Genomic DNA, 15,638 nt, shown 5'->3' with positions numbered 1-15,638 from the left:
GGGTGTGCTCATTCGTCATCGGAGTGCAAGCATCGTGCACAAGGAAAGGACGACGACCATGCGATACACCCTCCTCCTCCACTATCCCGAGCTCACGCCAGAGGACCTCGGTCCTGAGGCTCTGCAGCAGGGGATGGACGCTTTCGACGCCTACGCGAAGGCGCTCGACGCCGCCGGCGCACTGCTCTCAGCCGAGGTTCTCCAGCCTTCCGGCCTCACCACCACCGTCTCGTCCCGTAGCGGTGAGCTCCGCATCCAGGACGGGCCTTTCGTCGACACGAAGGACCAGCTCGGTGGCACCTTCGTGATCGATGTGGCCGACCTGGATGCCGCACTCGCCTGGGCACAGAAGGCGCCGTCGGCGCAGTGGGGCGTCATCGAGATCCGTCCGTCGGCCACCTACTTCGCCGACGGACGCTGGAACGCCTCGGTGTGACCGACCCCCGGGAGGTCCGCGCGGTCGCCGAGCGCGCCGCGCGGACCTCGTACGGACGACTCGTGGCGCTCCTCGCCGCACCGGCCAGGGACATCGCGGGAGCCGAAGACGCGCTCGGCGATGCGTTCGAGCGCGCCCTGCGCACCTGGCCGGTCTCCGGCATCCCCGACAACCCGGAAGGATGGCTGCTCACTGTGGCCCGCAATCGCCGCCGTGACGAGTACGGCAGTGCCGCGTATCGCACGTCGGTACCAATTCCTGAGGACGACCGGGAGCTCGCTGCATCCCTACCGTCGCTCGACGGCATCGACCCGGATGCGATCGGCGACAAACGACTCGAGCTGCTCTTCGCCTGCGCTCATCCCGCCGTCGACACCCGGGCCCGCACACCTCTGCTCCTGCAGGCCGTTCTCGGTTTCGACGCAGCGCAGATCGGCGCCGCCTTCGCCATCCCCACCGCGACGATGGCGCAGCGCCTGGTTCGCGCCAAGCGGCGCATCCGGGATGCGCGCATCCCGTTCTCCGTGCCCGGTCGGGCGGACCGCGCGCTTCGGCTCCCTGCCGTGCTGGAGGCGATCTACGGGTGCTACGCGATCGACCGGGGTCTCGGTTCCTCCGAGACCCGAATGTCACTCGCCGCCGAGGCGCAGTACCTCGCGGTCACCGTCGCCGCACTCCTGGGCGACGAGCCGGAGGCTTGGGCGCTGGCGGCGCTCGTCACCCTGTCGCTCGCGCGAACGCCTCCAGTCACCGTCGAACAGTACATCCCGCTGGACGAGCAGGATACGACCGACTGGGATCGGAGACTGATCGCCGAGGGCGACACGTACCTGCACCGGGCATCCATGATTCGGACACGCAAGGCCGACGGTCCGGTCGGCCGGTTCGAGTTGGAGGCGGCGATCCAGTCGGCCCACGACGCCCGAGCCCGAACGGGAACAGTCGATCGGCAGGCCGTCCGCACCCTCTCCGAGGCCCTCGTGCTCGTCGCACCGTCCCTGGGGGCGCGCGTTGCCCTCGCCTCCGCCGTCGCGCGCTGCGACGGTCCGCTGGCCGGGCTCGCGTCGCTGAACGGCATCGAAGATGCCACCCTGGACCGCTTCCAGCCGGCGTGGGCGACCCGTGCGGCGCTCCTGGCCGAGGCGGGCGCCACCGCGGAGGCCGTCAGGGCTTACACGCGCGCCATCGATCTCACGCCTCAACCCCAGGTGCGCGCCTGGCTCATCCGACGCCGGGACCAGCTGCTCCCGCGCTAGCGTCGAGCACGGTTCAGCCGAGCGGCGCCCAGGAGGCGGGGCCGCGCGAACCCGCCCGATAGGTCTGCAACGGGACCTCGTTCTTCGCCCACTCGGCGAGCACTGGCCCCACGATCCGCCAGCATTCCACAGCGGTGTCGCCGCGGACCGAGAGCGACGGGTCGCCATCGAGGATGCCCTCCAACACTTCGCCGTAGGCCAGGAGCTGCCCGGGTCCGAACTCGACCGACATCGCCGCCCGCTCGATCTTGTAGGGATCACCCGGACCATTGATGTTGAGTTCCAGCGACATCTCGTCGGGGGCGAGCAGCAGGCGCAACTTCGTCGGCTCCTTCGTTCCGCGCAGCCCGGTCGGAATCCGCTGCGCGGCGCGGAAGGTGATGACGATCTCGCGCCGGCGCTCACCGAGGGCCTTACCGGAGCGAAGGGTGAACGGCACGCCCGCCCAGCGCCAGGTCTCCACCTCGAGCGTGACTTCCGCCAGCGTCTCGGTGTCGCGCGACGGGTCGACGCCCGGCTCTTTGTCGTAGGAAGGCACCTTCTGCCCTTCGACCGACCCGGCCGTGTACTTCGCGCGGCGGCTCGACTCGACGGGACTGTCGTGGCGCAGACGCGTCGCCCGAAGAACGGCGCCCTTCGCATCCCGCAGATCCTGGGCCCCGAGCGTCGACGGCGGCTCCATCGCCAACACGGCGAGCACCTGCAGCAGGTGGCTCTGGATCATGTCGGTGAGGGCGCCCGCCTTGTCGTAGTAGCGGGCACGCCCTTCCAGTCCGAGCGTCTCGTCATAGATGATGTCGATGCGCTCGATGTGCTCGGCATTCCACAGCGGCTCGAAGATACGGTTCGCGAACCGCAGGCCCAGCAGGTTGTAGACCGTCGATCGACCAAGGAAGTGGTCCACACGGTGGATCTGGTCTTCGGGAACGAGTTTGGCGAGAACCTTGTTCAGGGCGATCGCGCTGCGGCGATCGGTGCCGAACGGCTTCTCGAGGGCCAGTGCCAGCCCCTCCGGCCGTTTCACCTTCTCCAGCGCGGTGCACGCGAGTGCCGTGACGGCCGGCGGAAGCGCGAAATAGAACGCGGGAACCCCGTCGCATACGTTGAAGAGGCGCTCGAGGTCGGCTGGAAGAGTGACGTCGGCAGACAGGTACTTCGTGCCCGTGAGCACCGCGTCGACCGCCGGTCCGGAGGCCCCCACCGTCTTGAAGGAGGCCCGCACCACCGAACGCCAATGCGCATCGGACCATTCCTCGCTGCCGGAACCGACCAGCTGGAGACGACGCTCCGGATGGTTCGCCAGCAACTGGCCGAGGGCGGGGAGAAGCAGCCTGGACGAGAGGTCTCCGCTGGCTCCGAGAATCACGAGAGTGGTCACCGACTGCGTCATGCCTCCCACAGTACGGCCATACTGGAGGACATGTCGCTCCCCATCGAGGATTACGCCCTGATCAGTGACTGCTTCACCGGAGCACTCGTCGGACGGGACGGAAGCGTCGACTGGCTCTGCCTTCCGCGCTACGACTCGCAGTCGATGTTCGGTGCCCTGCTCGGCACCGAAGACCACGGTCGCTGGCTGCTGGCGCCCACCGATCCCACCGCGACGACGACGAGGCGGTACGAGGGCGACACGATGATCCTCGTCACCCGCTGGACGACCGCCGACGGCGAGGTCGAGGTCACCGATGCGATGCCGATGGGCGACGGCCGGGCCGATCTGATCCGGCGCGTGCGGGGCGTCCGCGGTTCGGTGCGGATGCGGCAGGATCTGCGCATTCGGTTCGACTACGCCAGCGCCATCCCGTGGGTGCGCAAAGACACCAGCGTGCACCCGCCGGCCCTGATCGCGGTCGCCGGCCCGAATGCGATCGTGGTGCGCGGCTCCACCCTGCGCGCCACCGACCACAGTCACACGGGCGAGTTCACCGTCGACGCCGGCGAGACCATCGATCTCAGCCTCACCTGGTTCCGCTCGCACCGCGACACCCCCGAACCGCTCGACATCGAATCCGCCCTGCAACGCACACGCGCGTGGTGGACGGAGTGGGCCGAAGGCTGCAGCCATGAGGGCCCGTATCGCGACGAAGTCGTCCGCTCGCTGCTCCTGCTGCGCGCGCTGACCCACCTGCAGACCGGCGGCATCGTCGCTGCCGCCACCACATCGCTCCCCGAGGCCTTCGGTGGCGAACGGAACTGGGACTACCGCTACGTCTGGCTTCGGGATGCGTCGCTCACCATCTCGGTGCTCATCGGCCACGGCTACACCGACTATGTCGATCACTGGCGCGACTGGCTGCTGCGGGCGGTCGCCGGCGACCCGGCCGATGTGCAGATCATGTACGGCCTGTCGGGCGAGCGTGACCTCGCAGAACGCGACATCACGAGTCTGCCCGGCTATCAGGGCGCATCGCCGGTGCGCATCGGCAACGGCGCCTCCACCCAGTTCCAGGCAGATGTGATCGGCGAGGTGATGCTCGCCCTCGATCACGGCCGGGCGAATGGGGTGGAGGAGACCCGGTTCTCCTGGGCCCTGCAGCGCGCGCTGATGGGCTACCTCGAGACGCACTGGCGCGACCCGGATCACGGCATCTGGGAGATCAGGGGCGAACCCCGCTTCTTCACCCACTCCCGCGTGCTGGTGTGGGCTGCGTTCGATCGGGCGGTGCAGGCCGTCGAGGTGCACGGACTGGATGGGCCCGTCGACCGGTGGCGCCTGCTCCGAGACGAAGTGCGCGCCGACGTCGAGGCGAACGGATTCGACGCCGAGCGACAGAGCTACGTGCAGTACTTCGGCAGCGATGAGGTGGACGCCTCCCTACTGCAGCTCGCACAGGTGGGGTACTGCGATTGGGACGACCCGCGGATGCTCGGCACCGTGAGCGCGATCGAATCCGATCTGCTTCGCCAGGATCTCGTGCTGCGATACCGCACCGAGGCGGGCGTCGACGGGCTCCCGCCGGGCGAGCATCCCTTCCTCGCCTGTTCGTTCTGGCTGGTGGAACAGTACGCCCGGTCGGGTCGCGAGGCCGACGCACGCCGGCTCATGGACCGCGTCGTCGGTCTGTCCAACGATGTCGGCATGCTTTCGGAGGAATACGACGTGGAGGGGCGTTCTCAGGCCGGGAACACACCGCAGGCGCTCACCCACCTCGCACTGGTGCGGGCGGCCGACGCCATTGCGGAGATGGTCGGCGGACCGGCGACGTGAGCGACACGAGCACCCTGGAAGAGACCGACCTCGGCGAGCGACTGAGCCTCGGCGTGCCGTGGGTGACGATCGTGTGGAATGATCCGGTCAACCTCATGTCGTATGTGAGCTACGTGTTCCAGACCTACTTCGGGTTCGCGAAACGGGAAGCGGAACGCCTGATGATGCTCGTCCACACCGAAGGCCGCGCCGTGGTGGCCACCGGCACCCGCGAAGAGATGGAACGGCACGTCGAGGCGATGCACGACTACGGTCTCTGGGCCACCCTGACGAAGGCCGACTCGTGAAAGGGTTCCGCCGCCGGAGCGACGGGACCGTCGCAGCGATGTTCGAGCCCGAGGAGGTCGACATCGTCGTGCAGTTCGCCGCCGAGAGCGCCGCGCTCGCCGACGCTGCGCGGACAGGCGGGCAGTTGCTGATCGACCCGGCGCTCATCCGGTTGCTTCCAGACGCCTACCCCGACGACCCGGCGGCCTCGGCGGAGTTCCGCCGCTACACCACCGACGGCCTCGCCGAACGAAAGGCGCTCAACGCCCGAATCGTGATCGAGTCGCTCTCGCGCGCCGGAACAGGCAGGGTGGAGGTTCGCCTCGACGACGCCGGCTCGGCCGCGTGGCTGCGCACCATCACCGACATCCGCCTCGTGCTCGGCGCCCGGCTCGGAATCGTGCAAGACGGCGACGAGGGCGACATCCACGATGAGGGTTCCGCGCTGCTCCGCGCCGTATTCGACTGGCTCGCCTTTGTGCAAGACTCCCTCGTCGTCGCGCTCACCCCGCGCTCCGGCCGGAGTCGCAGAGAGTCCCCCTAGACGGGAAAACGCACAGCGGCCGCGGCGGCCCCGCCGCCGGGAACGTCCTCCGCGCGCAACGCGTAGACTTTCGCCTTCGAGGCGAGCGCTCGGCGGAGGATCTCGTCGACGACTCCGTAGTTGCTCGTCGCGTCTTCGTCGTCGAACGTGATCGCTCCCGTTTCGTCGTCCAGTGTTCCCGGCACACGTCGTTCGATGTCTACCACCAGCGTCTCGACCGCCCCATAGGTGGCGGCGCGAGCGATGTCGCTCAGATCGACCAGGGCTGTTCCCCCGGCGATCCGAGCCTCGAAGTCTTCGCGCAGCCGGGCAGTCTTCTCGGCATAGACCCGGTCGAGGACGAGCCGGGCGGCGGCGGCCAATTCCTCGTCGGTCTTCTCCTCCGGGTTGCCGCCGATCACGTCGTCCACGAGATGCGGGTAGCTGGTGGCGCCCCGGAAGATGCCGACGAGCGGCTCGGAGGAGGCCAGGATGAGCGGTTCGGTCGAGGTCGCGAGTAAAGGGTGAAGGGCGCGCTCGATCGCCTGAACATACTCGAGCATCCGCACCTTCTGCCCCTCTGAGCCTTGGATGCGCCCCTCGGCACTGCGCCCGCTCACGGAGGTCTTTCCCACCGCCGAAGCCACGTCGCTCGGCATGCCGGGAATCTCCAGGGACTGCGCCGGCGCCTCGGGCGACACCTGGATCAGACGCACCGAGTTCTGGGCGAGCGCAAGGATGAGCGCGGTCTGCGGAAAGGTCACGGCACGCAGCAACGGCTTGACGAAGAACCGGTCGGAAACGTCGCACGACGAGGTCAATCTGCTCGGAAGCCGGAACGTCTCGCTCACCTCCCCGTTCAGGAACACGGCGAGCGAACGCGATTGGAAGCGCCAGAACTCGCGGTCCTCGAGGATGCTTTCGCCTTCGTGTTGGATGGCAGCGACACGCTGTTTCGAGATCCCGCCCTCCTCAAGCCGCCGCACGGCATGGGCGAGATGGTTCTTCAGCTCGATCCGCGCCCGGTCGGCCTCGGCCGGCACCGTGCCGGTCGGCAGATAGATCGTGACGGACCCCGGTTCTCGGTAGGACGCGATCCTCTCGATGTCGGCCTTGGTCGGAATGTCTTTGTGCTCCATGCGCCAACTCCCTCGGTCGTCGATGTCCGATGTCGCCAGTCTAGGTCGGCGACCAGCAGCGTTGACAAGACCCGACCCGTTTCTCGCGGCGATCGACCGCCCGACGCCCTTCCCTCACGCGCCCAATCGGCGCACAGTGGGCGCATGAAGATCGCATTCCTGGGGCTCGGCCGGATGGGCCGCGAACTGGTGCCCCACCTCATCGACGCCGGCCACCAGGTGACCGTGTGGAACCGTTCCCCTGAACCGGCCGAGGCCATCGGCCGACGGGGTGCCCGCGTGGCCGGCTCGGCCGGCGCGGCCGTCGCCGAGGCCGACGCGGTGATCTCAGCGCTGTTCGGCCCCGATGCGGTGCGCGCCGTCATCCTCGGGGCGGTCTCCCGTTCCGCCCGGGGACGCTCTGGATCGACGTCACCACTGTCGCGCCGGCCGACGCCGAGGCGTTCTCCGCGTGGGCTCACGGGGCCGGCATCCGCTACGTGCACTCTCCCGTCATCGGCTCGTTGGCTCCTGCGCGCGCCGCGGCCCTGGGCGTGCTGATCGGCGGCGACCACGATGCCGCCCGCGACGCACGCACCGTTGTGGCGCTCTGGGCGGACCCCAACAAGATCCGGCTGCTCGACACGGCTGCGAAAGCCGCCACCGCCAAGCTCATCGCCAACCTCGCTCTCGCCGTGTCAATGGAGGCGCTGGTCGAGTCCGTGCGTCTCGGCGACGCCGGCAGACTGACCCCTGAGGAGGTGGTGAGCATTCTCGGCATCACCACCATCGCGCCCATCGCCGCCCTGAAGGGCGGCACGGTGATCGACCGCACGTTCACCGACACCCAGTTCTCGGCCGCCCTGCTCGCGAAAGACGCGCGACTCATGCTGGCCACGAGCCAGAAGCCCCTCCCGGCGGTGGCTCTGGTGGCCGACGCCCTCGACCGGGCGACGGCAGCGGGCGACGGCGAGCAGGACTTCTCCGTCATCGCGCGCGAGTGACCGGTTCCCGTCCCTCGGCGAGGGTTGCGACACGCCGCGTGAGCACCGACCTCAGCAGCGCGTCGCGACCCGTCGTCGACTAGAGCAGGATCGGCTGGCCGCTGCGCACCGAACGCTGCGCCGCATCCACCACCTGCAGGGTGCGCACGCCGACCCGCCCGTCAGGGGTGGCCGTGCGCCCGTCTCGCACCGCGGCAAGGAACTCGGCCAACATCGCCCGGTCGAGGTCGTCGCCGACCGACTCCCAGATCTCGCCCGCTGCATCGTACCCGCGCACATGCTGCACGAACGGCGCGATCGTCAGGCGTCCCTTCGTGCCGGTGATCTGCAGGGTGACCCCGCCCCAGGTCGGCGAGCTGTCGGGCACGCTCCAGGAGCAGTCGATCGTGGCGACGACGCCTCCCGGATAGATCGCGGTCACCATGCCACCCGTCTCCACCGTGACGCCGGAGTCGGCGTGCAGCATCCGGTTGCTGACCGCCCGCACCGACGTCGGCAGCGCACCGAAGAGCTCGTCCAGGAGGTCGGCGCAGTGCACCACGTGGTCGACGAGTGACCCGCCGCCGGAGAGCGTCTCATCGGTGAACCACGAGCGATCTGCGAGCGGGATCTTGCCGTTGTTCGTACCCTTCACGCCGATGATCGTGCCGAGCTGACCGGCGCGCACACGGTCGCGGGCATCGACGAACGACGCAGCGAAGCGAACGGGATACGCCGTCATCAAGGTCACCCCGGCCAGCTCTGCGGCGGCGACCATCGCTTTCGCGTCATCCACCGTGGTCGCCAGGGGCTTCTCGCACAGGATGTGCGCACCGGCGCCGGCAGCCAGCTCCACCAGCTCGCGATGCCGCGCGTTCTCGGCGGTGACGACCACTGCATCCGGGGCCCAGGCCAGTGCTTCGGCGTAGCTCTCCGCGTAGGGGACGCCGAGCATCCCGGCCAGGTCCGCGCCCCGCGGGGCTGCGTCACCGGCTGTCGCACCGTCGGGGTCGGTGGTCAGAAGCTCGACGTCGTCGCGCGCGGCCAGCAACCGGCAGTATCCGATGGCGTGCGGATGCGCGAACGAGAGCACCGCGATCTTCGTTTTCGGTCGTTCGGTCACCAGGGATCCTCCGTTCGTGGTCATGCTTCGACGCTCGCCTTCACTTCGGGCCCGGCCACTGCAGCGGCCAGATCGACCCCCACCACGCGACCCGTGCGCAGCGACTCGGCGGCCGCCTCGGCGAGCGCGACCGCACGGATGCCGTCGGCCGGCGTCACCCGCGGCACCGGGCCTCCCGCGAAGGCTTCCGCGATCTCGCGGAGCTGTGTCGTGTAAGGGCTCTCGGCGTGCGCTGCCGGAGGCAGGTAGCCGTGCGCGTCGCCGTTCTCGGGCACCTCCAGCAGTGTCGGGGTATCGATGCCGGAGTCGATGGCCAGCACGCCCGCGGTGCCGGCGATGTCCGCGCTCGTGCGAAAGACCGTTCCACGCGCGCCCCAGGTTCCCTGGACATGGCTGATCGCGCCACCGGCGTGCGTGAGCACGACGTGGGCCGTCACGACCTCGGGAACACGACCGTTGACACTCGCCGGGCTCTGCACGGCGTAGACCTCGGTGACCGGGCCGGCCAACCAGAGTGCCTGATCGAGATCGTGGATCATCTGGTCGAGCACGATCCCGCCGCCGGCGGACTCGTCAAAGAACCACGAACCCGACCTCGGTGCCTCCCCGCCGCGGACAAAACGCAGAACGGCCGGCGTGCCGATTCGTCCCGCGGTCACCTGCTCTTCGACCTTCGAGTAGTCGGGGAAGAACCGCACGACATGCGCGGGGTACACCTGAACGCCCGCCGCCTGCGCGGCCGCCACGATCTCCCGGGCGGCCTCCGCCGTCGTCGCCAACGGCTTCTCGCACACCACGTGCTTTCCGGCCGCGATCGCCGCGAGCGCGAGATCACGATGGGTGTTGCTCGGCGTCACGATGTCGACGATGTCGACGGCGGCGAGCAGTTCGTCGAGGCTCGGTGCCAGGGTGAAGCCGTACTGCTCGGCGAGCGCCTCGGCGCCGACGTGCGAGTGCACGCTGACCCGGGCGCCCAGCTCGCGCCAGGCCGCCGCATGCACATGGGAGATTCCGCCGGCACCGATGAGGCCGACTCGGAGTGTGTTCACGTGATGTCTTTCTATTTCATGCCCGAGGATGCGATGCCGTCGATGACGCGCTTCTGCATCAGCAGGAACAGGATGAGCACGGGAGCCATCGCGAGGAGGCTCGCCGCGAGCAAGAGGGGGTAGTCGGCGATGGAGCGTTGACCGGTGAGGGTGGCGATGCCGGCCGAGAGCGGCATCTGCGTCGAGTCGGTTGCCACGATGAGCGGCCAGAGCAGGTCGTTCCACGACGCGAGCACGGTGATGATCGCGAGCGCCGAGAGTCCTGGCTTCGCCAGCGGCAGCATCACCTTCCAGAAGATCTGGAAATGATTCGCGCCGTCCAGCCTTGCGGCTTCTGACAGCTCATCCGGGAGCCCGAGGAAGAACTGACGCATCAGGAAGGTGCCGAAGGCGCTGAAGATGCCCGGGGCGGCGATGCCGGCGATGGTGTTCAGCCAACCGAGCCCCTGGATGATCTGGTACTGGGGCAGCAGGTAGACCTGCGGCGGCACCATGAGGATGGCGAGCACCAGACCGAAGATCGTCTTCTTGAACGGGAACTCCATGCGCGCGAACGCGTACCCGGCCATCGAGCACAGCAGCAGCTGACCAACCGTGCGGATCAGCGTGACGGCCACGGACACCCACAGTTGGTTCAGGAACGGCAGCTGGTCGAACACGTGGGCGAAGTTCTCCCAGTGCAGCGTTCCGGGCCAGAGCGTCGGCGGAACCGAGGTGACCTGCGAGTTGGTGGACAACGACATGAGGATCTGCCAGACGAACGGGAAGATCATCAGCACCGAGGCGAGGATGAGGATGACGTGCGTCACGCCGGTGCCGACGCGGGCCTTCCCCGACTTTGATCGCACTCCGATGGCACTAGACATAGGTCACCCACTTCTTCTGCATCCGGAACTGGAGGATGGTGAACACGCCGACGAGCAGGAGGATGGCCACACCGACTGCGGCCGCATAGCCGTTGTCGCCGGTCTGCTGGTGCGCGAAGAACAGGTAGACCATCGACTGCGTGTTGTTGATGGCAGGGTTCTGCGTTCCCATCAAGGCGTAGAGCAGGTCGAACAGCTGGAACCCCGTGATGACGGTCATGACCGAGACGAAGAAGATCGACGGGCTGAGCAGCGGCACGGTGATCGAGAAGAACTGTCGCAGCGGGCTGGCGCCGTCGAGTGACGACGCTTCGTACATCTCCGGAGGGATGCCCTTCATGCCCGCGGAGAGCACGATCAGGTTGAAGCCGAGCGAGATCCACATGCCAACCACGCCGACCGCGATGAGGGCGATCCACTCGGTCGAGAGCCAGTTGGGACCTTTGATGCCGACGAGCGAGAGCACGTAGTTCAGCATGCCGAAGTCGCCGTTGAAGATGATCCGCCAGACCATCGAGACGGCGGCGGGCATCGCGACGTATGGCAGGAAGAACGCCGTGCGGTAGAGCGCGGCGAAGCGGAGTCCCGGCCGGTTGATGAGGCTGGCGAAGATCACCGCGAGCGGGATCCCGAGCAGCAGGAAGCCGACGTAGATGAGGGTGTTCAGGATCGACCGCCAGAACATGGGGTCGGCGAGCATCGCATCGTAGTTGGTCAGCCCGCTCCAGGTGGCACCGCCGAAGACGCCCCAGGTGGTGAAGCTGAAATAGGCGTTGCGGAGGATGGGCCAGATGTAGAAGACGACGACCCCGAAGAGCAGGGGCAGCACGAACAGCGCCGCCCACCACATCTCAGCCCGTTTGGCGCGCGACTTCGGGCGCGCGACCCGAGGGGCGGGTGCCACCGACTTCTCGGTGGCACCCGCATCCTTGCTAGCGGTTTGGATCGACATCACTCTTTGGCGAGCGCCGCGTTCATCTCGGTCGCGAGCTGCTTGGCCACCTCGGCCACCGGCCGCTTGCCATCGAAGGCGTCGGGGAGCAGGTCGTTCTCCAGCTTGTTCCACGCCGCCGTGTTCTTCGAGATGGGGTACGGGTAGGAGTAGTCGGCCGCCGCCTTCTCGAAGATGTTCAGATCCCAGGGCGCCGTCTTCACGAAGGCTTCCTGCGTTCCATTGAAGGCCGGGTTCGCCGCGCCCATCTCCGCCTGGGTCTGCGCGGCCTGCTTGCCTGCAAGGTAGTTCTGGAACGCGACCGCCGCCGCCTTGTTCTTCGAATCCTTGGCCACGACGTTCGCGAGACCGTGGATCACCGTGGCGTTCTTCTCACCCTTGGGCAGCGGGGCGAGCGCGATCGTGTCTTTGATCGGCGACTTGAGCAGCTCGGAGTTGAGCCAGGTGCCCGACCAGATCATCGCCGACTTGCTGTTGATGAACCACTGGTCCTGAGGAGTGTCAGACAACTGCGACGGCGTCGGGGACGAACCGTCGGCGATCAGGTCGCGCACGAACTGCAGGCCCTTGATCGACTCGGCGGAGTCGTATCCCGACTTCTTCCCGTCTTTGGAGACGACAGAACCGCCGGCCTGGAAGATGGTGTTGTAGTACACCTCCTGGCCGCCGGAGAGACCGCTCGCCACCCCGTAGACGCCCTCGCTCTTGAGCTTGTCCGAGATCGCCTTGGCCTTCTGGTGGAACTCGTCCCAGGTCCAATCGGCGGTGGGATAGGCGACGCCGGCCTTGTCGAAGACCGCCTTGTTGTAGTACACCGCGATCGTGTCGAAGTCCTTCGGCGCACCGTACTGCTTACCGTCGTAGCTGTAGAGCTCGTTGAGGGCGGCCGGATAGTTGGACGGTTGCACCGCGGAGCTCACCGGCTCCAGCAGGCCATTCGACGCGTAGAGCTGGAAGTTCGGTCCGTTCATCCAGAACACGTCGGGCAGGGTCTTCGATGACCCCTGCGTCTGCAGTTTGGTGAAGTAGTTCTGGTAGGGCGTGACCTGTTCGGTCACCGTGATTTTCGGGTACTCCTTGTTGAAGTCCGAGATGAGCTTGTCCATCGCGGGCTTCTGGTTGGCGTCCCAGAACGCGTAGGAGATCGATGCCGACAGATTATGATCAGCGGTGGTATCGGATCCACTACCGGTGTTGGATGAGCAGCCCGCAAGCAGAGCGACGGCAGCAACCGTGACTCCTGCGGCCAGCATGGCTTTTCGCATTGGTTCTCCTTGAATGTGGGGATGTTTTCTGGTGCCTCCCGGGTCGGCGGGTTAGAGCCGCCGACCCGGGAATTCTCGTTACAACCGCGCCGCGACGCGCTCGTCGACGGCGGAGACGCGCCGCGGTCTCGAACCGTCGCGCAGCGATTCGGTGGCGGCGACAGCGGTGGCAACGGCGTTGCGCGCCGCCACGGCGGACGTCTCGGTGTGGGCGCCGTCGCGCACGAAGTCGACGAACTCGCCGACCGTGAGCTGATCGGCATCCCCGTGTCCGCCGGCGTCGCCGCGCACGCGGTACTCGACGTCCCCGTCGGCGTCGTAGCCGGTGCGGCGGTTCCAGACGCGCACGATGCCGCCGTCCGTGTCTCCGAAGTTCTCGAGCCGTCCCTCGGTTCCGATGACGGTGTAGTTGCGCCAGTAGTCGGGGGTGAAGTGGCACTGCTGGTACGAGGCGAGCACACCGTTGTCGAGCCGCATCGACACCATCGAGAGGTCTTCCACGTCGATGACCGGGTTCAGTTCCGTCTGGCTGAGGGGCGGCCAGTTCGCGAAGGAGAACCAGTCCGGCATCGTGCGGTCCGAGTTGTCCCGACGGTCGTCGATGTCTCCGTAGACGGTCAGATCGCCCATCCCGGTCACCAGCGTCGAGTACCCGCCGGCCAGCCAGTGGATGATGTCGATGTCGTGCGCGCCCTTCTGCAGCAGCAGACCGTTCGACTTGGCGCGTTCGGCGTGCCAGTCCTTGAAGTAATAGTCGCCGCCGTTGCCGACGAAGTGGCGGCACCACACCGCTTTCACCTCGCCGATGTCGCCTCTCTTGATGATCTCCCGCATGAGACGCACGACGGCCATGTGGCGCATGTTGTGGCCCACGTAGAGCTTGCTTCCGCTCTCGGCCGCAGCGGCCAGTATGGCGTCGGCATCGACGAGCGAAATGGCGAGCGGCTTCTCCAGGTAGACCGCGATCCCCGCGTGCAGCAGGTCGATCGCGATCTCGGCGTGCGTGTGATCCGGCGAGGTGACGAAGGCCGCGTCGAGCGGAACGTCTCCGGCGAGGAGGTCGCGATGACCGGCGAACGTGCGGATGCCGGCGCCGAACATCTCTTTCGCGCGTTCCAGCGCGGCAGTGCTCGGATCGGCCACGGCGACGATCTCGCCTGCGCCCGAGGCGACGGCGTGCGACGCGATCTCCGACCGCGCCCCCACTCCGATCACAGCGAGCTGCAACGGTCGACGTGTCTCCTGCTTGGTCATGGACGAACGGCCCCTTCTGCGAGCGCCCGCGCGCCCACGACATCGATCTGCGGTTCCTGGATCTCTTCGACGCCGTAGAGCGCTTCGGAGGAGAGTGCGAACGCGAGCACGACGGCGCCGAGCACCACCGACTCCGCTCCGAGTTCTGAGGCGATGATCGACGGGCGGATCGGCAACGGGATGGCCGCCAGCACGGCCCGCCGAAGCGGAGCGAGCAGGGCCTCGCCGGCTCGGGAGAGTCCACCACCGACGACGACCACATCCGGGTCGATCGCCATCGCCACCGTCGCGATGCCGGTGGCGAGTCCGCCCACGAACCGTTCGATCTCGGCCTGCGAGTCCGCGTCGCCGTCGATCGCCCGCCGGAACACCTCTTCGCCGGTCTCTGCGGTGCTCCACGTGAGCTGGCCGAGCTCGTTCACCCGTTTGGAGAAGACGATGTCGCCGATCTCGCCGGCCGCGCTGTGGCTCCCGCGCCGCAGGCGACCCCCGATGATGAGCCCCATCGAGATGCGGTGGCCCGCGAAGAAGTACACGACATCCGTCATCAGCCGGGCGGCGCCCATCCGGTGTTCGGCCAAGGCCGCGAGTCGCATGTCGTTCTCGACCGTGACTTCGCAGCCGAACTCGGCGCGGAGGTGCCCGGCGATGTCGACGCCCTCCCAATCGGGGAAGTTGCGCGAGACGATGAGCCGCCCGTCTTCGCCGACCAACCCGGAGACGGCGACCGCCATGGCCACCAGTCTGCCCCGATCGATCCCGCCCGCTTCGAGGCAGCGGCCGATGGCGCCTTTCACGCCGAGCATGCGCCCCGGCCCGGCGACGCTCGTCTCGACCGGCTCGTCGGCCCAGGCGACGACGACACCGGCCAGGTCGGAGACGGCGACCCGGATTCGGTGGATGCCGACATCGACGCCGACCACATACCCCAGGTCGCCGACGAATTCGTAGATGCGGGCCGGCCGGCCGGCGCCGCGCCCGCCGAGCGTGTGCTCGTCGACGGCGCGGACGATTCCGCGCTCCCCCATCTGGATGAGGGCGGATTCGACAGTCGGACGGGACAGGCCGGAGCGCGACGCGACCTGCGCCACTGTGGCCCGGCCGCCGTCACGGAGCGCGAGCGCGCACCGCGCGGCGTTCGCCGCCCGTAGTCGGGAAGCCTCAGGCTCCAAGGCCCGCTCGACATGTGCCATACCGGTCAGCTCCATCACTGATTTACAAAGAAAGCGCGTTGCGTAATTTGTTCCGGTTAGTAAACCACGACCCATTGGCGAGGGTCAAGGGATTCGACAATACAAACAAAGCGGGTTGCGTATTCGGGTATATCAGCCTCCCGAT

At 67.7% G+C, this 15,638-nt stretch carries 15 protein-coding genes and 1 pseudogene; 7 read left to right on the top strand and 9 right to left on the bottom strand.

Features of this window, described 5'->3' with window-relative positions:
• The first annotated feature begins 58 nt into the window (after positions 1-58).
• Positions 59-436, top strand: coding sequence for a YciI family protein (locus K5L49_RS00825; RefSeq protein ID WP_223690154.1), 378 nt, complete (start codon positions 59-61; stop codon positions 434-436).
• Positions 433-1,692, top strand: coding sequence for an RNA polymerase sigma factor (locus K5L49_RS00820; protein WP_223690153.1), 1,260 nt, complete (start codon positions 433-435; stop codon positions 1,690-1,692). Before K5L49_RS00825 ends, K5L49_RS00820 begins: the two co-directional genes overlap by 4 nt.
• Positions 1,693-1,705: 13 nt before the next feature.
• Here the strand turns inward: K5L49_RS00820 and K5L49_RS00815 are convergent, their stop codons facing one another.
• Positions 1,706-3,082, bottom strand: a complete 1,377-nt coding sequence (locus K5L49_RS00815; protein ID WP_223690152.1) for a glucose-6-phosphate dehydrogenase — start codon at positions 3,080-3,082, stop codon at positions 1,706-1,708.
• Positions 3,083-3,112: 30 nt separating this feature from the next.
• Between K5L49_RS00815 and K5L49_RS00810 the strand changes: the two genes are divergently transcribed.
• The 3 genes from K5L49_RS00810 to K5L49_RS00800 are packed head-to-tail and all read left to right on the top strand — an operon-like array spanning position 3,113 to position 5,711.
• On the top strand, positions 3,113-4,900 hold the full coding sequence (locus tag K5L49_RS00810) for a glycoside hydrolase family 15 protein (RefSeq protein WP_223690151.1): 1,788 nt from the start codon (positions 3,113-3,115) through the stop codon (positions 4,898-4,900).
• The gene (gene clpS, locus K5L49_RS00805) at positions 4,897-5,187 is read left to right on the top strand and encodes an ATP-dependent Clp protease adapter ClpS (protein WP_374107666.1); all 291 of its coding nucleotides are present in this window, start codon (positions 4,897-4,899) and stop codon (positions 5,185-5,187) included. The genes K5L49_RS00810 and clpS overlap by 4 nt, the downstream gene beginning before the upstream one ends.
• Positions 5,184-5,711 (top strand): DUF2017 family protein, encoded by a 528-nt coding sequence (locus K5L49_RS00800; RefSeq protein WP_445158944.1) that lies wholly within the window; start codon positions 5,184-5,186, stop codon positions 5,709-5,711. The genes clpS and K5L49_RS00800 overlap by 4 nt, the downstream gene beginning before the upstream one ends.
• Here the strand turns inward: K5L49_RS00800 and K5L49_RS00795 are convergent.
• On the bottom strand, positions 5,708-6,829 hold the full coding sequence (locus K5L49_RS00795; protein ID WP_223690149.1) for a baeRF8 domain-containing protein: 1,122 nt from the start codon (positions 6,827-6,829) through the stop codon (positions 5,708-5,710). The two genes, K5L49_RS00800 and K5L49_RS00795, sit on opposite strands and share 4 nt — an antisense overlap.
• Positions 6,830-6,973: 144 nt before the next feature.
• Between K5L49_RS00795 and K5L49_RS20325 the strand changes: the two are divergent.
• Together K5L49_RS20325 and K5L49_RS00785 are read left to right on the top strand one after the other, a co-directional pair.
• Positions 6,974-7,144: pseudogene (locus K5L49_RS20325) on the top strand (NAD(P)-binding domain-containing protein); the annotation flags it as partial.
• An 89-nt stretch (positions 7,145-7,233) separates the two neighbouring features.
• A complete protein-coding gene (locus K5L49_RS00785) occupies positions 7,234-7,812 on the top strand; it encodes an NAD-binding protein (RefSeq protein WP_308116572.1) in 579 nt (192 codons plus the stop codon).
• Positions 7,813-7,891: 79 nt separating this feature from the next.
• Here K5L49_RS00785 and K5L49_RS00780 read toward each other — a convergent pair whose 3' ends face one another.
• From K5L49_RS00780 to K5L49_RS00750, 7 genes are all read right to left on the bottom strand, one after another.
• A complete protein-coding gene (locus K5L49_RS00780; protein ID WP_223690148.1) occupies positions 7,892-8,938 on the bottom strand; it encodes a Gfo/Idh/MocA family protein in 1,047 nt (348 codons plus the stop codon).
• On the bottom strand, positions 8,935-9,963 hold the full coding sequence (locus K5L49_RS00775) for a Gfo/Idh/MocA family protein (protein WP_223690147.1): 1,029 nt from the start codon (positions 9,961-9,963) through the stop codon (positions 8,935-8,937). The genes K5L49_RS00780 and K5L49_RS00775 overlap by 4 nt, the downstream gene beginning before the upstream one ends.
• An 11-nt stretch (positions 9,964-9,974) precedes the next feature.
• Positions 9,975-10,829 (bottom strand): carbohydrate ABC transporter permease, encoded by an 855-nt coding sequence (locus K5L49_RS00770; RefSeq protein WP_223690146.1) that lies wholly within the window; start codon positions 10,827-10,829, stop codon positions 9,975-9,977.
• Positions 10,822-11,781 (bottom strand): carbohydrate ABC transporter permease, encoded by a 960-nt coding sequence (locus K5L49_RS00765; RefSeq protein WP_223690145.1) that lies wholly within the window; start codon positions 11,779-11,781, stop codon positions 10,822-10,824. The genes K5L49_RS00770 and K5L49_RS00765 overlap by 8 nt, the downstream gene beginning before the upstream one ends.
• Complete coding sequence (locus tag K5L49_RS00760) at positions 11,781-13,046, bottom strand: ABC transporter substrate-binding protein (protein ID WP_223690144.1); 1,266 nt, start codon at positions 13,044-13,046, stop codon at positions 11,781-11,783. The genes K5L49_RS00765 and K5L49_RS00760 overlap by 1 nt, the downstream gene beginning before the upstream one ends.
• A 78-nt stretch (positions 13,047-13,124) precedes the next feature.
• Entirely contained in the window at positions 13,125-14,300 is a 1,176-nt protein-coding gene (locus K5L49_RS00755; protein WP_223690143.1) for a Gfo/Idh/MocA family protein, read from the bottom strand.
• On the bottom strand, positions 14,297-15,493 hold the full coding sequence (locus K5L49_RS00750; RefSeq protein ID WP_223690142.1) for an ROK family protein: 1,197 nt from the start codon (positions 15,491-15,493) through the stop codon (positions 14,297-14,299). The genes K5L49_RS00755 and K5L49_RS00750 overlap by 4 nt, the downstream gene beginning before the upstream one ends.
• Between the last annotated feature and the right edge of the window lie 145 nt (positions 15,494-15,638).

The sequence above is a fragment of the Leifsonia poae genome, assembly GCF_020009625.1.
Lineage (GTDB): Bacteria > Actinomycetota > Actinomycetes > Actinomycetales > Microbacteriaceae > Leifsonia > Leifsonia poae_A.
Note: the sequence above shows the minus strand (reverse complement) of the source record. Positions and strands in the feature narration are given on the sequence as shown.